The 20,894-nt window shown below is 71.2% G+C and carries 18 protein-coding genes and 1 other RNA gene; 2 read left to right on the top strand and 17 right to left on the bottom strand.

Going from position 1 to position 20,894, the window contains the following annotated elements; genetic code table 11:
- Positions 1-335: 335 nt before the first annotated feature.
- The 9 genes from ABZ016_RS29120 to ABZ016_RS29080 all read right to left on the bottom strand — a co-directional run bounded on the left by ABZ016_RS29120 (position 336) and on the right by ABZ016_RS29080 (position 11,431).
- Entirely contained in the window at positions 336-1,487 is a 1,152-nt protein-coding gene (locus ABZ016_RS29120; RefSeq protein ID WP_356919665.1) for a uroporphyrinogen-III synthase, read from the bottom strand.
- A gap of 117 nt (positions 1,488-1,604) precedes the next feature.
- Entirely contained in the window at positions 1,605-2,990 is a 1,386-nt protein-coding gene (locus ABZ016_RS29115) for a nitrate/nitrite transporter (protein WP_356919664.1), read from the bottom strand.
- A gap of 166 nt (positions 2,991-3,156) precedes the next feature.
- On the bottom strand, positions 3,157-4,182 hold the full coding sequence (locus tag ABZ016_RS29110; RefSeq protein WP_356919663.1) for a hypothetical protein: 1,026 nt from the start codon (positions 4,180-4,182) through the stop codon (positions 3,157-3,159).
- Positions 4,183-4,284: 102 nt separating this feature from the next.
- A complete protein-coding gene (locus ABZ016_RS29105) occupies positions 4,285-5,571 on the bottom strand; it encodes an acyltransferase (protein ID WP_356919662.1) in 1,287 nt (428 codons plus the stop codon).
- Complete coding sequence (locus ABZ016_RS29100; protein WP_356919661.1) at positions 5,568-7,769, bottom strand: glycosyltransferase; 2,202 nt, start codon at positions 7,767-7,769, stop codon at positions 5,568-5,570. The genes ABZ016_RS29105 and ABZ016_RS29100 overlap by 4 nt, the downstream gene beginning before the upstream one ends.
- Positions 7,770-8,082: 313 nt before the next feature.
- Entirely contained in the window at positions 8,083-8,886 is an 804-nt protein-coding gene (locus ABZ016_RS29095; protein WP_356919660.1) for a hypothetical protein, read from the bottom strand.
- A gap of 384 nt (positions 8,887-9,270) precedes the next feature.
- Positions 9,271-10,236, bottom strand: a complete 966-nt coding sequence (locus ABZ016_RS29090; protein ID WP_356919659.1) for a LysR family transcriptional regulator — start codon at positions 10,234-10,236, stop codon at positions 9,271-9,273.
- 88 nt (positions 10,237-10,324) lie between these two features.
- Positions 10,325-11,173 (bottom strand): hypothetical protein, encoded by an 849-nt coding sequence (locus ABZ016_RS29085; RefSeq protein WP_356919658.1) that lies wholly within the window; start codon positions 11,171-11,173, stop codon positions 10,325-10,327.
- Positions 11,174-11,185: 12 nt separating this feature from the next.
- Complete coding sequence (locus tag ABZ016_RS29080) at positions 11,186-11,431, bottom strand: hypothetical protein (protein WP_356919657.1); 246 nt, start codon at positions 11,429-11,431, stop codon at positions 11,186-11,188.
- 215 nt (positions 11,432-11,646) lie between these two features.
- On the opposite strand from ABZ016_RS29080, the gene ABZ016_RS29075 reads away from it, so the two are divergent.
- Positions 11,647-12,894, top strand: coding sequence for an MFS transporter (locus tag ABZ016_RS29075; RefSeq protein WP_356919656.1), 1,248 nt, complete (start codon positions 11,647-11,649; stop codon positions 12,892-12,894).
- Positions 12,895-12,943: 49 nt separating this feature from the next.
- Here ABZ016_RS29075 and ssrA read toward each other — a convergent pair.
- The 5 genes from ssrA to ftsE all read right to left on the bottom strand — a co-directional run bounded on the left by ssrA (position 12,944) and on the right by ftsE (position 16,840).
- Positions 12,944-13,332, bottom strand: a transfer-messenger RNA (tmRNA) gene (gene ssrA, locus ABZ016_RS29070).
- Positions 13,333-13,430: 98 nt separating this feature from the next.
- Positions 13,431-13,913 carry an SsrA-binding protein SmpB gene (smpB, locus tag ABZ016_RS29065; RefSeq protein ID WP_356919655.1) on the bottom strand — a complete coding sequence of 161 codons (483 nt, stop codon included), beginning with the start codon at positions 13,911-13,913 and terminating at the stop codon, positions 13,431-13,433.
- A gap of 46 nt (positions 13,914-13,959) precedes the next feature.
- Entirely contained in the window at positions 13,960-15,126 is a 1,167-nt protein-coding gene (locus ABZ016_RS29060) for a S41 family peptidase (protein WP_356919654.1), read from the bottom strand.
- A gap of 68 nt (positions 15,127-15,194) precedes the next feature.
- Positions 15,195-16,112: a permease-like cell division protein FtsX gene (ftsX, locus tag ABZ016_RS29055; protein ID WP_356919653.1), complete on the bottom strand. Its 918-nt coding sequence runs from the start codon at positions 16,110-16,112 to the stop codon at positions 15,195-15,197.
- Between the two features lie 38 nt (positions 16,113-16,150).
- Positions 16,151-16,840: a cell division ATP-binding protein FtsE gene (gene ftsE, locus ABZ016_RS29050; protein ID WP_003990615.1), complete on the bottom strand. Its 690-nt coding sequence runs from the start codon at positions 16,838-16,840 to the stop codon at positions 16,151-16,153.
- A gap of 244 nt (positions 16,841-17,084) precedes the next feature.
- Here ftsE and ABZ016_RS29045 point away from each other — a divergent pair, with 244 nt between their 5' ends.
- Positions 17,085-17,276, top strand: coding sequence for a hypothetical protein (locus ABZ016_RS29045; protein ID WP_345660049.1), 192 nt, complete (start codon positions 17,085-17,087; stop codon positions 17,274-17,276).
- A gap of 114 nt (positions 17,277-17,390) precedes the next feature.
- Here ABZ016_RS29045 and ABZ016_RS29040 read toward each other — a convergent pair whose 3' ends face one another.
- From ABZ016_RS29040 to ABZ016_RS29030, 3 genes are all read right to left on the bottom strand, one after another.
- Entirely contained in the window at positions 17,391-18,023 is a 633-nt protein-coding gene (locus ABZ016_RS29040; RefSeq protein WP_356919652.1) for an LPXTG cell wall anchor domain-containing protein, read from the bottom strand.
- A gap of 288 nt (positions 18,024-18,311) precedes the next feature.
- Complete coding sequence (prfB, locus tag ABZ016_RS29035) at positions 18,312-19,418, bottom strand: peptide chain release factor 2 (RefSeq protein ID WP_356919651.1); 1,107 nt, start codon at positions 19,416-19,418, stop codon at positions 18,312-18,314.
- A gap of 115 nt (positions 19,419-19,533) precedes the next feature.
- Positions 19,534-20,781 (bottom strand): serine/threonine-protein kinase, encoded by a 1,248-nt coding sequence (locus tag ABZ016_RS29030; protein ID WP_356919650.1) that lies wholly within the window; start codon positions 20,779-20,781, stop codon positions 19,534-19,536.
- Positions 20,782-20,894 lie beyond the last annotated feature (113 nt).

Raw genomic sequence — 20,894 nt, 5'->3', positions numbered from 1 at the left:
GGTTCCCCTCGCACGCGAGGGGTCGGTGAGATGCCATTGAGGGGGCTGGGAAACCGTTCCCTCTTACAGTGCCTGCCCGCCGCGCCGCCGGAAACCCCCCGCACGGGCAGGGACCGCCACGCGCACCGGAAATCAGCCTCGGCTGACGAACGCCGCCAGGGCAGCACCCTCAGGGGCGCGGGGAACCGCGCGAACAGCCCCCACCGGCTCGCGGTTTCCGGCGGCCCGAGCACCCCGAGCTCTCGCGGCCACGCGGCGCACACCCCGACGTGGATCGACTCGGGCGGCCCGATGCGCGTCACCGTGGCGGTTTTTCGCCCAACTCGCGGGGCGCCTCACGCGTCCGCGTACTTCGTCTCCGCCGCCGGATCCAGGGCCAGGCGGTAGCCCCGTTTGACCACCGTCTGGATCAGCTTGGGGGTGCCGAGGGCCGTGCGGAGGCGGGCCATCGCCGTTTCGACCGCGTGTTCGTCGCGGCCGGTGCCGGGCAGGGCGCGGAGCAGGTCCGCGCGGGCGACCACCCAGCCGGGGCGGCGGGCCAGGGCGCGCAGGAGGGACATGCCGGCGGGCGGTACGGGCTTGAGGTCGTCGTCGACCAGGACGGCATGGCCGCGGATCTCCACCCGGTGCCCCGCGATCGGCAGCGACCGCGCCCGGCTGGGCAGCTCCCGGCAGAGGAGCTGGACGAGGGGGCCGAGCCGGAAGCGTTCGGGCTGGACCGTGTCGATGCCCTGGGCCTGGAGCGGCAGCGCGGTGACCGGGCCGACGCAGGCGGGCAGGACGTCGTGGCCCAGAGCGGCCAGGACCTCCGGGAGGAGACCGCGTTCCTCGGCCCGGGAGAGGAGGGACGCCGCCGCCGGGGCGCTGGTGAACGTCAGCGCGTCCACGCCCCGGGAGACCATCGCGTCGAGAAGACGGTCCACCGGGCCGATGTCCTCCGGCGGCATCCACCGGTACACCGGCACGCCGACGACCTCGGCCCCGCCCTCCCGCAGCGCCTCCACGAACCCGGGCAGCGGCTCACCGTGCAGCTGGATCGCGATCCGCAGGCCCTCGACGCCCTCCTCCAGCAGCCGGTCCAGCACCTCCGCCATGGACTCCGACGACGGCGACCACTCCTCCGTCAGCCCGGCCGCCCGCACCGCGCCCTTGACCTTGGGCCCCCGCGCCATGATCCGCACACCGCCCAGCCGGGCCAGCAGGTCGTCGCCGAGCCCCCAGCCGTCGGCGGCCTCGATCCAGCCCCGGAAACCGATCGCGGTCGTGGCGACCACGATGTCCGGCACCTGCTGGATGATCTCCTTCGTCGCGGCCAGCAGCTCGCTGTCGTCGGCGAGCGGCACGATCCGCAGGGCGGGGGCGTGCAGGACGGCGGCACCGCGTCGCTGCAGCAGCGCCCCGAGTTCGTCGGCCCGGCGCGCGGCCGTCACACCCACGGTGAAACCCGCCAGGGGCCCGTGGTCCGGTCGCTGTTCTTCGTCGGTCATGGCTCTCGTCCCGCATTCGAGTCGTCGTACTGCGTAAGTACGGCGTACCTACATGCCGATCGAGCCTGTCAACGGCTCGTGACAGGCCCGGATCAACTTGATGTCGTCGGTGTTACGTCACACCTCGGCGTAGCTGAGCTGCGGCTTCGCCTCCGAGGCCGTCGTCGTGGCGGGTACTCCGCGTGCCGTACGTCGAAGGTATACGGCCCAGGTGACCGCGAAACAGACCACGTAGAAGGCGAGGAACGCGACGAACGCGCCGGTGCCGGAACCGTAGGAGAGGAAGGACTGGCGGAAGGCGAGGTTGATGGCGACACCGCCGAGCGCGCCCACCGCGCCGATGAGTCCCATGGAGGCGCCGGAGAGCCGGCGCCCGTAGGCCGCGGCCTCCTCGCCCTTCAGTCCCTTGGCCAGGGCCTTGTTCTGGAAGATGCCGGGGATCATCTTGAACGTCGAGCCGTTGCCGAGGCCGCTGAGCACGAACAGCACCACGAACGCCGCCGTGAACAGCGCCAGCGACTTCTCCATGGAGGCACCGATCAGGACCGCCGTGGCCACGCCCATCGCGACGTAGTTCCACAGGCTGATCCGCGCACCGCCGTACCGGTCGGCGAGCCAGCCGCCGAGGGGCCGGATGAGGGAGCCGAGCAGCGGGCCGAGGAACGTGACGTACGCGGCCTGCAGTGGCGTACGGCCGAACTGGTTCTGGAGCACCTGGCCGAAGGCGAAGCTGTAGCCGATGAACGAGCCGAACGTGCCGATGTAGAGGACCGACATGATCCACGTGTGGGCGTCCCGCGCGGCGTCCTTGGCGGCACCGGTGTCGTTCTTGACGTTCTCCAGGTTGTCCATGAACAGCGCGGCCATCACGGCGGCCACGACGATCAGCGGGATGTAGATCCCGAGCAGCACGCGCGGCCCGCCGCCGGCGCCGATGATCGCGAGGGCGGCCAGCTGGATCACCGGCACGCCGATGTTGCCGCCGCCGGCGTTCAGGCCGAGGGCCCAGCCCTTCTTCCGCAGCGGGAAGAAGGCGTTGATGTTGGTCATCGAGGAGGCGAAGTTGCCGCCGCCGATGCCGGCCAGCAGGCCGACCAGGAGGAAGGTGGAGAAGGAGGTGCCCGGCTCCATCACGGTGAACGCGGCGACGGTCGGCACCAGGAGGAGGGAGGCCGAGATGATCGTCCAGTTCCGGCCGCCGAAGATCGCGACGGCGAAGGTGTAGGGGACGCGAACGACGGCGCCGACGAGCGTGACCATCGAGGTCAGCATGAACTTGTCGGCCGGGGTCAGGCCGTACTCCGGGCCCATGAAGAGCACCAGCACGGACCACAGGGTCCAGATCGAGAAGCCGATGTGCTCGGACAGCACGGAGAAGTAGAGGTTGCGGCGCGCGACCTTCTCCCCCGTCTCCCTCCAGAAGGTCTCGTTCTCCGGATCCCAGTGCCGGATCCAGCGTCCGCCCCTGCTCGGGGGTGCGGGTGCCGTGCCAGGGCCTGTCATGACGCCTCCACTTGCTCCGGGACTCGGTCGTACTACGAGTGGCTGGTTCCGAAGGTAGGGAGGACGCGTTTCGTGGCTGTGCCAGCGAGTGACCGCGAAGGAACTTTGCTCTCACCTCGGGCTCGGGCGGGATGAGAGGTCCGGTGCCCGCCGGGGCGGCGTCGGGTCAGTGTTGCGGGGGCTGCCGGTGGGGGTTGTGCTGCGGGTACGGCTGGGGGTGGGGCGGCTGCTGCGCGTAGGGGCCGGGCGGCTGCTGGGGCGGGTACGGCGTGGGTGCGGGCTGCTGCGTTCCGTACGGACCGGGCGGAGCGGGCTGCGCCCCGTACTGACCGGGCGCTGGCTGGGCCGGGTACGGCCCCGGTGCCGGCTGGGCGTACGGCCCGGGTGCCGGCTGGTTCGGGTACGGCCCTGGTGCCGGCTGGGCGTACGGTCCCGGTGCCTGCTGCCCGTGCCCCGCGGGGGCGGCCGGCACCCCGGGCATCTGACCCGGGGGTGTCCCGGGCGCCTGCTGCCCCGGCACACCCGCGTACCCCGGCGCACCGCCGTACGGCCCACCGCCGTACGGCCCGCCGCCGAACGGGTTGCCCTGCCCCGGCACTTGCGCCCCGGGCGGCAGGTACCGCAGCCGCCCGGTCTCCTCCCGCACCGGCGTGAAGCCGGCCGCCTGCAACCGCGCGGCGAACTTCGCGTTGCGCTTGCGCGTGACCAGCAGCCCGATGCCGAAGACCGCCATGATCAGCAGCCACACCCCGCCCGCCGCGACGAAGTCGCCGGCCTCGCCGCCGGAGCGGAGGGCGAGGACCACGCAGCCGACGGTGACGCCGACGGCCGCGTACCCCATGCGCTTCTCGGCGTTCTTGCCGGTGAGGTCGAAGTTGATCCGGGCCTTGAGGAGTTCGAACGCGTCGGGCACGAGGGGCGGCAGGGAGACGCCGTCGGAGGCGTTCGGGTACTGCGCCCAGTTCTGCCCGGCCCGGGCCCTGGCCTGCGGGCTCGGGTCGGGCAGGATCAGCATGGTGAGCGCGCCGTTGCGGCCGCTGCTCTGCCGGACGTCCGCGTACTCGTAGCCGAACTGCTGCGCGATGAAGGCCAGTCGGGCGAGCTTCTTCACGGACGCCATCGGACTGGTGAGCTCGACGGGTTCGCCGCTCGCCATCAGCCGCAGCATCTTCTGTGTCTGCCGCTTGCTCATTCCACCGCTCCCCCGGGCCACCCGTTCACAGACGCAACTCGGGCAGTTTTGCACACGGGCGGAGCGCCGGGGAACGGGCCCTCCCCCGCGCCGGCCCACTCCCTACCGGCGGCGCCTCCGGCTGTTGCCACCTCGCCCGTTCGGCCACCACCGCGGCGACCGCTTCGCCGCGATGTCCTCGACCCAGCCGAACATGAGGATCGCCGCGCCGATCAGCGGCCAGACCAGGGCGAACATCCAGAGGGTGTACGTGCTGTCCAGGGCGGACACCGCGCTGTCGCTCTGGAGGAACGGCAGTTCGTAGAGCAGGTCGAGGATCGGGACCGTGGCCATGATGAGGAGGTTGTGCCAGAGGTAGATCGTGACGGCGCGGTTGTTGGAGAGGGTCACCAGCTTGTCCCACCTGGCCAGCCGGCCCGGGAGTTCGCGCCACGACGGGGAGTACTGGAGGAGTACGACCACGAAGCCGAAGGACCAGGCCGCCTGGGCCAGGGGGATGTCGTTGAGGTCCCAGCCGTCGGGGCCCAGGTGCCCCGAGGCCCACCACAGGCCGAAGGCCATGAGCAGGGCCGCGCAGGAGATCGCCAGGTAGCGGGGGATCCGCTTGAGCAGGCCCTCGTGGTGGGCGAAGCCCAGGACCCAGCAGCCGCCGTAGACCGCGAAGTCGGTCACCGCGTTGCCCGTCTCGCCGGGGATCTTCACCAGGCCCGTGCCGACGACCGCCGTGAGGCCCAGTGGTGCCAGCAGCGTCGGCCACGGTGCCCGGCGGAACGCCCACAACAGCAGCGGGGAGGCGATGACGAACCAGAGGTAGGCCCGCAGGTACCACAGCGGACCGGCAGCCTGCACCGCCCAGGTCTCCTCCAGCAGGCCGGACTTGGCGCCGAGGTGCCACGGGAAGGGCGGGGCTCCGACGGGGAAGAGGTAGTTGGCCAGATCGACGAGGCCCCAGGCACCGCCGTGGTCCGGGTCCTTCAGCGGATTCCAGCCGGCCGCGAACATCATCGCCAGCACCACCACGCCGAACACCCAGAGCGGGGGCAGGAGCCGGCGGATCCGGCCCCGGATCACACCGAGCGCCGGGCGGTCCAGTGAGCGCGCCATCAGCGTGCCCGCCAGCGCGAACATCACGCCCATCGACGGGAACAGCACCGTCAGCCACGCCCAGCCGAACAGGTGGTAGACGACGACACGGACCAGGGCGATCGAGCGCAGCAGGTCGAGATAGCGGTCACGGCCGCCGCCCCGGCTCGCCGACGCGGCAGGGGCGGTTGAGGTGGCGGCTTTGCCCGCCGGTGCGGGGTCCGTCGTGCGCTGTTGTGGCATGCCGTGGGACGCCGGCATGCCGGACGCCGCCGATGACGTGTGGATCGGGTTTCCGTGGGTCATGCCACCGGCCTCCGCTCGGAGCTGCTCTGGGACCGCTGGCGCGGCACGGGGCCGCCGCCGGGCGCGTCGACCGCACCGGTGCGCCGCAGCTTCTGCCAGCGCAGCCGGCCGCCGGTGAGGGCGGTGATCCAGGACTGGAGCAGTACGACGTACATCAGCTGGCGGTACAGGATCTGCTGCAGAGGCAGCGAGACGAGGTGGGTCATGCGCTCGCGGTCGAGCCGGAAGGCGTAGGCCGCGCAGACCGCCTGGATCGCCAGGACGCCGAGCCACGCCATGATCGTCTTCTGGGTGGGGCCGAACACGAGGCCGTAGATGAGGAACACGTCGATCAGCGGGGCCAGCAGGGGCGCCAGGACCATGAAGAGGGACACCAGCGGCAGGCCGACGCGGCCGAAGCGGCCCGAGGGGCCCTTGTCCACCAGGGCCCGGCGGTGTTTCCAGATGGCCTGCATGGTGCCGTAGGACCAGCGGTAGCGCTGGGACCACAGCTGCTGGACCGTCTCCGGCGCCTCGGTCCAGGCACGGGCGTTCTCCGCGTAGACCACGCGCCAGCCGTCGCGGTGCAGGGCCATGGTGATGTCGGTGTCCTCGGCGAGCGTGTCGTCGCTCATGCCGCCGACCCTTTCCAGCGCGCTGCGGCGGAAGGCTCCGACCGCGCCGGGGATCGTCGGCATGCAGCGCAGTACGTCGTACATCCGGCGGTCGAGGTTGAAGCCCATCACGTATTCGATGTGCTGCCAGGCGCCGATGAGAGAGTCCTTGTTGCCGACCTTGGCGTTGCCCGCCACCGCACCCACGCGCGGGTCGCCGAAGGGCTGCACCAGTTCGCGCACGGTGGACGGCTCGAAGACCGTGTCACCGTCCATCATCACGATCAGGTCGTACCGGGCGTTGGCCACACCGCGGTTGAGCGCGGCCGGCTTGCCCGCGTTGAGCTGGCGGACGACCCGGACGTTCGGCAGGCCCATGGCCTCTACGATCCGTGACGTGCCGTCGGAGGAGCCGTCGTCGATGACGAGGACCTCGATGGGGTGGTCACTCTCGGCGAGGGAACGGACCGTGTTCTCAATGCACTTGGCCTCGTTGTACGCAGGGACGAGAACCGACACCGGTTCGGTGATCGGCGCTCCCCAGCGGAAGCCGCGGCGGCGCACCCGGCGTGCGTGCACACCGGAGAGCAGCAGCATCAGCACGAAACGGCCGATGACGAGGGTGCCCACGACCGAGAGTCCGACGACCAGCCCGTCGGTGAGGTGCTCCGAGGCCTGCACCAGGAAGATCCACGCCGCGCCCTTCCACCGGTCGAGGCCGGTGACGTGGGAGTGCGCGCTCGGGGCGTCCAGGGCCTCGGTGAGGTTGCTGAACTCGTAGCCCTGCTCGCGCAGGTCGGGCAGCATGCGGTCCAGTGCCTCGACGGTCTGGTGACGGTCGCCGCCGGAGTCGTGCATCAGGACGATCGCGCCCTTGCCGCCCTTGGGCGTGGCACGTCGGACGATCTCGGCGACGCCGGGCTTGCGCCAGTCCTCGCTGTCGGTGTTGTTGACGACGGTGATGTAGCCGCGGTCGCCGATGTACTCGGTCACCGGCCAGGACTCGTTGTCCATGGCGTCGGCGAAGGAGGAGTACGGCGGCCGGAAGAGGGAGGTTCGGATGCCCGCCGCGCCCGAGAGGGCGAGCTGGTTCTGGGACAGTTCCCAGTCGATGCGCTTCTTGGACTGGTAGGACAGGTCAGGGTGGTTGAAGGTGTGCAGGCCGATCTCGTGGCCTTCCTCGACCATGCGCCGGACCAGGTCGGGGTAGCGCGAGGCCATGGTGCCGGTGACGAAGAAGACCGCGTGTGCGTCGTGCTTCTTCAGAACGTCCAGGACCTTCGGCGTCCATATCGGGTCGGGGCCGTCGTCGAAGGTGAGCACCAGACGGTGGTCGGGCACCCGCAGGCTGTCGGTGCGGCCGCTGCGGGTGTCGATGACCGGCCCGCCGTTCAAGATCTTCTCCGGCACCCGGTCGGTGGCGGCGGGCGCCCTGACCCGGTGGTCGGCGAGGATCTCGCTGTGCACGTAACCGCGCAGCATGAGCATCGCCCCCAGCGCGACGAGCACGAGCAGGGGCAGCAACAGACGCATGGGCAGGCGCCGGCGCCTGGAGCCGCCAAGGGCTCGGGACGCGGGCCCGGAACGGCGAGTACGGGATGCCATGAGTGGTGGTACTCCGGGTGGTGCGGGATGGGATGGCACGGGGACGGGCGGTGCCGTCGCGGCTGCGCGGGGTGTCCGCGAGGTCCTCGGGGTTTCCGCCGTGTGAGCGGGGCGGGACCCACGGAACGGCTGATCGCAAGGCGGTCCCGGCCCCGGAGGACTCGGGTTCCTCCGGGGCTGGCGGGATCGGTGGGCGAGGTGCGCCCGGCCGGAAGCGGTGATGCGGCGCCCGGAGCGGCGGGCGCCGCACGTGCGACGCGGCCCGGGCGGCGACGCGGTTCAGGCGACGACGCGACCCGGACGGCGACGCGGTCTAGGCGGCGGGCCTCTCGGCGGCGGGCTGCGATTCGGCCGGTGCCTCCGCGACGGGCTGCGGCTGGGCCGGCCCTTCCGCGACGGTGCCGCCGTCGCCGCCGGTGCCCGTGGTCTCGGTGGGCTGGGGGGTGGGCTCACCCGTGGGTGTCGGGTCGGTGACCGGTGTACTCGGCGGGTCCGCCGGTTTGGTCGGGGCCGGGTCGGTGGTCTTGGTGCCCGGTTTCGGGGTGGGCCGGGCCGCGGTCGGCGTGGGCTTGGCGGACGCGCCGGGGCGCGTGCCGGGGTCGGCGGTGTCAGCCGGCGCAGCGGCGCTGCGGCCGGGCTCGGGTGCCGTGGCGCCGCCGGTCGCCGGAGTGCTGCCCGGGGCGGTCGCGCCGGTGTCTCCTGCGTCTTCGGGCGGTGGCGACTCGGCGGTCAGCGGCGGGCTGTCGACCTGCCCGGCCGGCGGGTTGTCCTCCCTGGTCGGCACGGGCAGCCAGGGGGCGTTGGAGTTGCCCGACAGCAGCGTGGCGACGATGACGACGGCGTAGACCCCGCAGGCCAGGGCGACGGCCATGCCGATCCGGCGGTAGCGGCGGCTGCGGCGGCCGGACTCGTCGACGAAGACGGGCCGGTCCGCGGGGGCCTCGGCGCCCGTGCCTTCCTCGGCCCGGCGCAGGAAGCCGTCCCCGAGCTGCACGGCGTCGAGCTGGATGGTGACCTCGTGCGGATCGTGGGTCTGGCTGTCCGTGGTGCCGGCGTGCCCCGACGGGCCGGCCTCCTCCTGGTCCTGCCAGGGGTCGCGGACCGACGTCCGGCTCACCGTGGCGAACGAAGCGTCCTCGCCGTCGCTCTGGCGGGGAATGCCGGCCAGTACCTCCGTCCCGGCGGGCAGCCGGTGACCGGGCGTCCGGACGTCATGACCGGGGAGGACCTGCGTGGATCTCCGGTACCGAACCCTTCCGTCCGACGGGAGTTCCCCGGTAGTAGTAGCGGCCTCGGGCCACTCAGGTTGGGCGTCTTCTCGCCACTGTTTCACGCGCACGTACTTCCCCCCACGGGATGGTTCAGGTGCGCTTGACGACCTGAGCACCCGCCGTCGGACCGGGCCCCCACCCGTCCGAACGCACCCCTATTACCACACCGTGCTCAGGCATCGAATGTAGCGCACGGGGAGATTGTGTGTGAGCGCGGGCATCGAATCGTCTCAGTCGTGAGACGTCATGAGGACATCGTCACCGGCCGGAATCCACCCTCCGGTGGGCCGCCGCAGCCACCCCTCCTCGGCGGTGAGCCGGGCCGCCGCCCGCCGCAGCGCGTCGAACGCGGGATGGGTCAGGCCCTTGCGCCACACCAGGGAGACGGGGGACAGCGGAACCGGGTCGACCAACGGCCGCACCACCGTCGACGGCAGCGCCGGGAACTCCACGACGGCCAGGATCGGGTTGCGCGTCCGGGCCATGATCCGCTGGAACTCCTCGTCCCCGACCGCCAGCGGGGCGGGAGGCGCGATGTCGATGCCCCGCCCCTCGAACAGCAGCCGCGCGAGGCCCGTCCACTCCGGCGTGCGCGGATTGCCGGCGCCCGCGTAGACGGTCTCGCCGGCCAGCTTCGCGAGCGGAACCTGGTCCAGCGCGGCCAGCGGGTGGTTCTCGGGGAGCACGACGGCCATCGGCTCGTAGCGCACGGGCTCGTGGTCGAGCCCGGCCCGCAGCGCCGGGTCCAGCCCGGCGAACCGTCCGAACGACGCGTCCAGCCGCCCCGCGAGCAGCTCCCCGGCGGCTCCGGTCAGGCCGCTCTCGTAGCGGGCCATCAGCTCGTGCCCGGGGGCGAGTTCACGCGCCCGGTGCAGCACCCGGCGGGGTGTGACCAGGCCCGGGGAGTTGAGGTCCACCAGCAGGGGCCGGGCCTGGTCGAAGGCGGCGAGCAGTTCCTCCTGCGCCTGGAGCACCCGGCGGGCGTACGGCAGCAGCCGTTCCCCGTCGGGCGTGAGCGTCACCTGCCGGGTGGTCCGCACGAACAGCTCGGCCCCCAGCTCCCGCTCCAGCCGCCGCACGTCCCGGCTGAGCGCCTGCTGCGCGACATGCAGCCGGACCGCGGCACGGGTGAAGTGCAACTCCTCGGCGACGGTGACGAATCCACGCAGCAGACGGGGGTCGACATGGGCGGGCATGCCGTGAACCTACAGCGGCGGCGGGGCCGATGACCCCGCCGCCCCGTCACCGAGCAGCCCAGCACCGGGCCGCCCAGCACCTCGCCGCTCAGACTGCGCCGGTCTGCTGAGGCCCCTCCCCCTGCCCCGTCGTCTCGCCACCGGGAACGGCCCCGCCCGCAAGGTCCTTCGGCGGTGCCTGCCCCTGGCGGTGCCGCGGCACCGTGCGGACGGGCGGGCGGGTCAGCGTGATCTGCCGGACCACCTGCTGGAAGCAGGCCAGTGCCGCCACTCCCGGCAGGGCCGCCGACGCGGTGCCCAGGACCGTCCTGGGCGCCTGGGCGACGCACAGCAGTACGGCGACGCACGAGAAGACGAGGACCACGCACCAGGAGTGCACGGCACGGCGCTGGTGCAGCGCGGCCCGCAGGACGGACAGCGAGGCCACCAGCCAGGGCCCGTACACCAGCAGCGGCCACCAGGTGTGGAGACTTCTCCCCGCGGGGGACACGGCGACGAGGCGCAGCGGGTCGTAGGCGACCATTCCGCTCAGGAGGCTCACCGCGGAGGCGATGACGGCGGCCATGGCGGCCACGAGGAAGCTGGTGGCGCGGAGCACGCCCGGGGCCTTGCGGGTCCGGACCTTGCGGTGGCTCCGGTGGACCTCCCGCATCGGCGGCAGTTCCTCGGTGATGTCCTGGAGCCGCCTCATGTGGCCGTCCGGGACGAGGTCCGCGGCCACGGAGCGCGTCTCGTCACGAGGGGCGGGAATCCTCCGCCCCTGTTCGCTGAGGCGCCCCTGTTCGCTGAGGCGCCCCTGTTCGCTGAGGGCCTCCTCGAGGATGAACGCCAGTTCCTCGGCCGGATCCCAGGTCGGGTCCGGTGGCGTGAGCGGAGTCACGAAGTCCCGGGTCGGAGCGCGGTGCCGCCCGCTGCCCTCGATTCCTTTGTCGTACATGGCGCGCCCCGACTATTCCGCGAGCGCGAAAGCGGACCATTCCGTCGCACTGGTCCAGCGCCGGGCGAGATCGTTTTCCAGCACGCTCATGGCGTCCAGGAAATCGCGCAGCACCGGCTCGGTCACCTGCAACGTGACCGGGCAACCGCCCTTGGTGAGGGTGCCGTTGACGGTCGCCGACGAGTGCGCCGGAGCGGGAATGTAGGTGTAGGGGCCGAGCGTTACCGCCCACCCGTCTTTCCTGGTCGCCTCGGTCATGTACCGACTAACGTCGGCCTACTTCGCCGGAAACGCGGCAAACGAGTGAAGGATTTCCCCGTTGAGCATCTTTTCCATGTGCCATTAGGACTCTCCATATCTCTGTATGAAGAACTGCGAACGATTATTTATCGCCAGGTCCTACAACCCAGGTGCGTGACTGCGCGCGGAACAGGTGTTGGACGGCCCGGTCGCCCCCGGGCGACGGTGGGCGCATGCCGCGACTCGTCTCGTACCGCCGTCTCTTCGAGCTGCCGGGTGCCCGTGCGTTCACCGCCGGGAACCTGATCGCCCGGCTGCCGATGGGCATGTTCAGTGTCAGCGCGGTCGTCATGATCGCCGAGACGCGGGGCTCGTACGCCCTGGCCGGTGCCGTCACGGCGGCGGGGCTGGCGGCGACCGCGGTGGTCGCGCCGTGGACCGCGCGGCTCGTCGACCGGCACGGCCAGGCCCGGGTGGCCGTGCCCGCCACGGTGATCGCCGTCCTCGGCTCCCTCGCGCTGCTGCTGTGCGTCCGCGCCGACGCCCCGGACTGGACCTTGTTCGCCTCCTACGCCGCCACCGCGACGACCCCGAACATCGGCGGCATGTCCCGGGCCCGGTGGGCGCATCTGCTGGCCGGTGACGCGGAGGCCCTGCACACCGCCAACTCTTTCGAGCAGGCGGCGGACGAGCTGTGCTTCATGCTGGGCCCGGTGCTCGCCGCCTTCCTGTGCGGGACGCTCTTCCCGGAGGCCGGCACGCTGGTCGGCGCGGTGCTGCTGCTCACCGGCATGCTCCTGTTCACCGGCCGGCGTGCGACGGAGCCGCCGGTCCGCGCATACATACCGGCCAAGCCGCCCCTGCGCGCCCAAGGCATGCCCCCGCTGCTGGGGGCCTGCCTGGCGATGGGCGCGGTGTTCGGCTCGACGGAGGTCGTCACGCTCGCGTTCGCGGACGCGCGGGGGCAGCAGTCGGCGGCCGGTGTCGTGCTGGCGCTCCAGGCGGCCGGGTCCTGTGCGGCGGGTCTGCTGTACGGCGCCGCGAAGCCGGCGGGACCGGCCGCAGCCCGGCTGCCGTGGTGCGTGGCCGTGATGGCCGCGCTGCTGACCCTGCCCCCGCTCGCCGCCGCCCTCACCGGTTCACTCCCGCTGCTGGCGGGCACGCTGCTGGTCGCCGGGATGGCGACGGCCCCGACGATGATCACCGTCATGACCCTGGTCCAGGAGCGCACGCCCGAGGGCCGGCTGAACGAGGGCATGACCCTGGCGGTGACCGGCCTGCTCGGCGGCATCGCCTGCGGCAGCGCGCTCGGCGGCTGGACGGTGGAGCACGCGTCGGCGACGGCGGGCTACGCCATCCCGGTGGCGGCTGCGGTCGTGGCCCTGGCGCTGTCCAGGTTCGGTCGTCCCGGCACCGGAGGCACGGGAAGAAGCGGCGACGACGCTGCCGCCCCGCCCCGGGCCTGTGCGGGCCACGCATGACACAGGCCCCGCCGCTCGATAAGCGACGGGGCCTGTGCCCACATGGGATGAGTGGAGATGGCGGGAATCGAACCCGCGTCCAACGGTGCGGAACCAGGGCTTCTCCGTGTGCAGTTCGCTGCGATTTTCTCGGCCCCGGCGATCACGCGAACAAGTCGCCGACGGGCCCAGTCACTGTTTGATTTCCCATCGAACCCCGTGACCGGGCTCGATGGTTTAGTTCCCTAGATTATGCCAGGATCCGGGCCGGGAACACTCCCGGGCTGACACCCATTTAGGGTCCTTCAGTCACTGCTTATCAGGCAGCGAGGGCGAAGGACTGGGAATCGCGCTTGGTGTTGGCGATTATTTTTTGCGACATATGGTTTACGAGATCATTGCCGCTTCCTCGACACGCTTCCCCTGCTTCGACAGCCGCTGTCGAAACCGATCATCCCCATGTTGTGTTGACAATCCCTCCGGAGAGGGGCACGCACCCGCTGTGGGGTGCAGTCACCATCGTACGTGACCAACGCAGGTCGGTGCCAGCGTATTCCCTAGGCCCCGCGCTGCCTCCGCTTCACCGCCGCGATCGCGCGGTCGGTCTCCCGGCGGTCCTGCTTCTCGCGCAGCGCCTGACGCTTGTCGTACTCCTTCTTGCCCTTGGCCAGCGCGATCTCGACCTTGGCCCGGCCGTCCTTGAAGTACAGCGCGAGCGGCACGATGGTGTGGCCCGTGTCCCCCGACTTCGACTCCAGCTTGTCGATCTCCGCGCGGTGCAGCAGCAGCTTCCGCTTGCGTCGGGCACTGTGATTGGTCCAGGTGCCCTGGCTGTACTCCGGTACGTGCACGTTGTGCAGCCATGCCTCACCGTCGGTCAGCTGCACGAAGCCGTCGGCCAGCGACGCCCGTCCCTGGCGCAGCGACTTCACCTCGGTCCCGGTGAGGACCAGGCCGGCCTCGTAGGTGTCGATGACGAGGTAGTCGTGCCGCGCCTTCTTGTTCTGCGCGATCAGCTTGCGCCCTTTTTCCTTAGCCATAGTGCCGCCCATTTTCGCACTACGGAGGGGTCCTGCGGAAAGTCGATTACGAGGGGCTCGCGAGACCGCGCAGTACGGTCTCGGCCCGCTGGAGGGCGCTGTCGTCGGTCTCCAGGTCGGGGGTGATGCCCCGGCCGTCGACCCCGCGGCCGGAGGGGGTGCGGTAGTGGCCGACGGTCAGCTCCGCGACGGAGCCGTCGGGCAGCCGGCTCGGCATCTGGACCGAGCCCTTGCCGAAGGTCCGGGAACCCACGACGAGTGCCCGCCCGCGGTCCTGGACGGCCCCGGTGAGGAGTTCGGCCGCGCTCATCGTCCCGCCGTCGACGAGCGCGACCAGGGGTCTCGTCGTGTCGCCGCCGGGCTCGGCGTGCAGGGCGCGCTGTGCGCCCTCGACGTCGTACGTGGCGACCAGGCCGCCGTCGAGGAAGGCGGAGGCGGCGGTGACGGCCTCGGTGACCAGTCCGCCGGAGTTGCCGCGCAGGTCGAGGACGACGCCGCCGGGCGGGGCCTGGCGGACGGCCTCGCGGACCTGGTCGCCGGAGCCCTTGGTGAAGGTGTCGACCTTGATGACGGTGACCGGGCCCGTGAGTTCCCGGACGGTGACCGAGTCCGTGGTCAGCTGGGCCCGGCGCAGGGTCTCGGTCCACGCGCGCTCGCCCCGCTCCAGGCCGAGGCGGACGGTGGTGCCGGCGGGGGCGTCGGTTGCGTCCCCGCGCAGCAGGGCGATGACCTCGGTGACGGGCCTGCCGTCGGTCTTCTCGCCGTCGACGCTGCGGAGCAGGTCTCCGGGGCGGATCCCGGCGGTGGCGGCGGGCGAGCCGGCGCGCACCTTGGTCACCTCGATACGGCCGTCGCGTTCGCTGCGTGCCCAGAGTCCGACGCCCGTGTACTGGCCGTCGAGGGTCTCCTCGAACTCCTCGTACTCGCCCCGGGAGTAGACGGCGCCCCAGCGGTCGCCGCTGCGGCTGACGGCGCGCTTGGCGGCCTCCATCGGGGACTTGCCGTCGGCCATGGCCTCCTCGGCGGCCCTGGCGACGGCCGCGTGGCTCCCGGCCGGGCTGATCGAACGGGCCTCGTCCGGTGCGGACTCGCGGTCGGCCTGCGGGAGGGAGCCGGTGGCCGCTCCGGCGACGAGCACGCTCGTGAACAGCAAGGTCAGGGCGGCCCCGCGGCGGATGCGACGGGGCTGACAGAACGGGTCACGACCTGACATGCCGGTGAGTCTAGGACAAGGGGAAGGGCCGTACGGTCGGTTGACCGCACGGCCCCGCTTGGCATGCGTCACACCTTCAAGTACTTGCGCAGCGCGAAGAACGCGGCCAACGCGGGCATCAGCAGACTCGTGGCGAGGATGAGCGGCAGCTTCGTGAGAACGGCGTCCCAGCCGATGAAGTTGATCAGGTTCAGCTTCTCGGACAGCGCCAGGCCGTGGTCGATGATGAAGTATCTGGCGATCAGCAGGAAGGCGCACGCGAGGGTGCCGCCGATGAGCCCGGCGACCGCGGCCTCCATGATGAACGGCGCCTGGATGTAGAAGCCCGAGGCGCCGACCAGGCGCATGATGCCGGTCTCGCGCCGCCGGCTGAACGCCGAGACGCGCACGGTGTTGACGATCAGCATCAGCGCGACGACGAGCATGAGCGCCATCACCGCCCGCGCGGCCCAGTTCATACCGTTGAGGAGCCCGAACAGGTTGTCCAGAATGCCCTTTTGGTCCTGAACGGACTGCACGCCGTCCCGGCCGTCGAAGGCGGTCGCGATGACCTGGTACTTCTGCGGGTCCTTCAGCTTGATGCGGTACGACTCCTGCATCTGGTCCGGCGTGAGGGAGCTGGCCAGCGGTGAGTCCCCGAACTGCTCCTTGTAGTGCTTGTAGGCCGCGTCCTGCGACTCGTACGTGACCGTCTGGACGACGCCCATCTTGTCGAGGTCGGTCTTGATCTGCTGCTTCTGGTCGTCCGTCACCGCGCCCTTGGCGCAGTTCGGGTCGGACTCGGCGTCACTCTTGTTGCAGAGGAAGATCGAGACGTTGACCTTGTCGTACCAGTAGCCCTTCATGGTGCTGACCTGGTCGCTCATCAGGAGCGACCCGCCGAACAGGGCGAGCGACAGGGCGACGGAGACGATGACGGCGAAGGTCATCGTCAGGTTGCGGCGGAGACCGACACCGATCTCGGAGAGTACGAACTGGGCGCGCATGGCGACGGGTTAAGCCTTTCCGTGGATCTCGTGCGGTGTCAGTGCTGGTAGCCGTAGACGCCACGGGCCTGGTCGCGGACGAGGCGGCCCTTCTCCAGCTCGATGACGCGCTTGCGCATCTGGTCCACGATGTTCTGGTCGTGCGTGGCCATCACCACGGTCGTGCCCGTCCGGTTGATGCGGTCGAGCAGCTTCATGATGCCGACGGAGGTCTGCGGGTCGAGGTTGCCGGTGGGCTCGTCGGCGATGAGCAGCTTCGGCCGGTTGACGAAGGCCCGCGCGATGGCGACACGCTGCTGCTCACCACCGGACAGCTCGCCGGGCATCCGGTCCTCCTTGCCGCCGAGCCCGACGAGGTCGAGCACCTGCGGCACGGACTTGCGGATCTCGCCGCGCGACTTGCCGATGACCTCCTGCGCGAAGGCGACGTTCTCGCCGACCGTCTTGTTCGGCAGCAGGCGGAAGTCCTGGAAGACCGTCCCCAGCTGGCGCCGCATCTGCGGCACCTTCCAGTTGGAGAGGCGGGCGAGGTCCTTGCCCAGCACGTGCACCTGCCCGTGGCTGCACCGCTCCTCGCGGAGGATCAGCCGCAGGAAGGTGGACTTTCCGGAGCCCGAGGACCCCACGAGGAACACGAACTCGCCCTTCTCGACCTCGAGGGAGACATCCCGGAGGGCGGGGCGGGTCTGCTTGGGGTAGACCTTGGAGACATTGTCGAATCGGATCACGGATGCACCACGGGTCGCCGGGGGTAGATGAGCGTGACCATACGCGAACCGGGTACGTGACCGCAGTCACCGGTGGCGGTTGCACAGCGGATGTGCCGTTTTGTACACCTCCCGGCGAGCACCGGAGCCACCCCTTCGGCAGCGACCGCGCGCCCTCCGGCGGAACCTGGCACAGTGGGGAGGGGAACATTCCCGCCCCCACGAACGTTGAACAGGGTGTAACCGGCGCAAGGAGGGCGAGCGCATGACGTACGACCGGTTGGTGTGCGCTAACTGCGCGGCCCCTGTGAACGAGGGCCGCTGCCCCGTGTGCCGCGCGAACCGCGAGCGCCTGCAGCAGGAGAACTTCCTCGCGAACCTGAACCCGATGGCGCTGATCGCCCTGCTGGCGGCGCTGATCGCGGCCGTGGCGCTGCTGGCGCACCAGACGGCGTAATAGGCGAAGCCGCCGAAGACAAGGCCGAGGGACAAGACCGAGGGCCCGGAGCGTCTCGCTCCGGGCCCTCGGCTTGGCACTGTGTGCCCACGGTCCGTACGGACGCGGCTACCGTCAGGCGGCAGCCCCGCCGCGGCCGCCCATGAGGCGCGGCAGGACGCGGAAGCCGACACCGCCGGCGATCATCGTGGCGGCGCCGATCACCAGGAAGGTGGTCTGCGCGGCACCGGTCTCGGCGAGCTCCTCACCGTTGCCCTGGGCCTGGGCCTGGGCCTGGCCCTGACCCTGCGCGGCCGGGGTGGAGTCCGAGCCCGTGTCGGTGAGGGAGGAAGAGCCCTCCTCCTGCGGGGAGGTGCCGCCGTCGGGGTCGGCGTTGTTGCCGCCGCCGTTGTCGCCACCGCCCGCGTTGCCGCCACCGCCACCGTTGCCCGGGTTGGTCGGCGCGTCGGTCGGGTCCTCGGTCGGCTCGGTGGGCTCGTCCGTGGGCTCGGTCGGCTCGTCGGTGGGCTCCTCGGTCGACGGCGGGTCCGTCGGGAGGTCCGTCGGCGGGTCGGTGGGGATGTCGGTCGGCGGGTCCGTCGGCGTCGGCGGCGTCGGGGACGGCGACTCGTCGGCGCACAGGATGCCGAGCAGGCAGTTGTCCGCCGGCGCGGCGGATGCGGCACCGGCGGCGGTCAGCGAGGCACCGGCGGCGATCACGGCACCGGCCGCTATCCGCGCGACACGGATCCGCGTCTTCTTCGTCATGTGGTTGCTACCCCCAGTAGCTCATCGTCATTAGGCAGCGTTCGGGGCTGTGCTCGACGGGGACGGCCGCAGTGAAAGGCCCCCCGGTTCACATGCGCCCCAGAGACACGCATGCCGCGCTTTACCCTTCCCATTTTTCAAAGACACGTCAAGGGCGTTTGCGGGCGCCATGTCCAACTACGGGGGCTATGCCGGAAGTCGGAGTCTGTGAGTGTGATGTAAAACCCAGACATGCGACACAGAAAAGGCAACTGCCGCCCTGGAGGCGACAGTTGCCTTGTCGACAAATTACTTCTCCTGCTGCTTGCGCCAGCGAATTCCGGCCTCGAGGAACCCGTCGATCTCACCGTTGAACACGGACTCCGGGTTACCCACCTCGAATTCGGTGCGCAGGTCCTTGACCATCTGGTACGGGTGCAGCACGTAGGAACGCATCTGGTTGCCCCAGGAGTTGCCGCCGTCGCCCTTGAGGGCGTCCATCTTGGCCTGCTCCTCCTGGCGGCGCCGCTCCAGCAGCTTGGCCTGGAGCACGTTCATGGCGGTCGCCTTGTTCTGGATCTGCGACCGCTCGTTCTGGCAGGAGACGACGATGCCGGTGGGGATGTGGGTGAGGCGCACCGCGGAGTCGGTGGTGTTGACGCCCTGACCGCCGGGGCCGGACGAGCGGTACACGTCCACCCGCAGTTCGGACTCGTCGATCTCGATGTGGTCGGTCTGCTCGACCACGGGCAGGACCTCGACGCCCGCGAAGGAGGTCTGGCGCCGGCCCTGGTTGTCGAAGGGCGAGATGCGCACGAGGCGGTGCGTGCCCTGCTCGACGGAGAGCGTGCCGTACGCGTAGGGCGCCTGGACGGCGAAGGTGGTCGACTTGATGCCGGCCTCCTCCGCGTACGACGTTTCGTAGATCTCCGTCTTGTAGCCGCGCTGCTCGGCCCACCGCAGGTACATGCGCTGGAGCTTCTCGGCGAAGTCGGCCGCGTCGACGCCGCCGGCCTCGGCGCGGATGTTCACCACGGCCTCACGCGAGTCGTACTCGCCGGACAGGAGGGTGCGGACCTCCATCTCGTCCAGCGCCTTCCGGACGGCGGCGAGCTCGGACTCGGCCTCGGCACGGGTGTCCGGGTCGTCCTCCTCCTCGGCCATCTCGAACAGGACGGAGAGGTCGTCGATACGACCGCGCAGGGCCTCGGCCTTGCGCACCTCGGCCTGGAGGTGGGACAGCTTGCTGGTGATCTTCTGCGCCTCGTCGGGGTTGTCCCACAGGGACGGCGCGGCCGCCTGCTCCTCGAGCACGGCGATGTCTGCCCTCAGCTTGTCGAGGTCCAGAACGGCCTCGATCGACTCCATGGTCGAGGAGAGGGACTTGAGCTCTTCGGATACATCGACGACTGCCACGCCTCCAGCGTAACGGCTCCGCCCGGCGGCCAACGCCGGGCCGTCGCAGCCGACGCCGGCCCGCGCCACCGGCAGCCCGCGCCCACACCCGTCGCCTGCCCCCGCGCGGGCGGCGTCAGGGCGACTGCGGGGCCGAGTTCTGGGTGTCCTGGGGTGGGGTGCTCGCGTCGTCGTCCGACGTGGTCAGCCACGCCCCGACGCCGATCGCGGCGATCAGGGCGACCGCGCCCGCCCCCAGAGCGAGGCGGCGGCGCCGGGTGGCGGCGCGGTTGCGGGCCGAGCCGGGCCGGGGCGTGCCCGAGGTGCGCGGGGCCCGGGCCGTGCCGTGCGCGCCCCCGGCCAGCTCGTCGGGGGCGGGGACGCGCATGGAGGTGTGGGTGTCCCGGTTGGAGTCGGCCGGTTTCGCGCCCGGCACCAGCGGGACCGCGCCCCGCCGCCGGACCCGCTCCGCGGCCGGTGCCGGTCCGGCGGGCCGCTCCTCGCGGTCGGTCTCCTCGGCGGACTCGGTGTCCGGCTCGTCCACCTCCAGCGGCGGCATGCCCGCCAGCATCGGCAGCAGCTCGCGCAGTCGCGACCCGAGCTCCGAGGCCCGCAGCCGGGAGGCCGGGGCCTTGGCGAGGCACTGGATGATGAGCTGCCACAGCTCGTCCGGGATGCCGGGCAGCGGGACGACGGTCTCCGTGACGTGCCGGCGCAGCACCGCGCCCGGGTGGCCGCCGCCGAACGGGGTGAAGCCCGCCAGCAGCTCGTACAGCACGGTGGCGAGGGCGTAGATGTCGACGGAGGCGCGCGGGGGCAGGCCCTCGACGATCTCCGGGGCGAGGTAGTCGGGCGTGCCGATGATCTTCGTGGCCTTGGTGCGGCGCGGGGTGTCGATGAGCTTCGCCACCCCGAAGTCCGTCAGCAGCGCGCGGTGGGAGCCGCCGGGGCCGAGCGGGCCCTGCATGTCGAGGAGCACGTTCTCCGGCTTCACGTCCCGGTGCACGACGCCCGCGGCGTGCGCGGCCGCCAGCCCGTCGGCGATGTCCGCCGCGATGGCGACGGCCGCCTCGGGGGCGAGGCGCCGGTCCCGCTCCAGCCGGGTGCGCAGGTCCGTGCCCCGGACGAGGTCCATGACCAGGGCCAGGTCGTTGCCGTCCACGACCAGGTCGCGCACGGACACGACGTGCGGGTGCTCCAGCCCGAGCAGTGCCGTCCGCTCCTGCACGAAGCGGCCGACGAGTTCCTGGTCGGACGCGAGATCCTCGCGCAGCAGCTTGATGGCGACGGGGCCTTCGGGGCCCTCGCCCAGCCACACCGTGCCGGCGCTGCCCCGCCCCAGGATCTGGTGGGCGGTGTACCGGCTGCCGATCTTCCGTGCCAAGGCTGCTCCTTGCGACGCGTGTTGTCGCCAAAACTACGCGTCCGAGGAGCCAACCTTCACCGCCGAGGCGGAAATCACCCGCCAGGTGTCGACAAATCACCAACCCCGTAGGC

This window comes from Streptomyces sp. NPDC006372 (assembly GCF_040612515.1).
GTDB lineage: Bacteria > Actinomycetota > Actinomycetes > Streptomycetales > Streptomycetaceae > Streptomyces.
The sequence above is the reverse complement of the archived record's forward strand: the minus strand, read 5'-3'. Positions and strand labels throughout refer to the sequence as shown.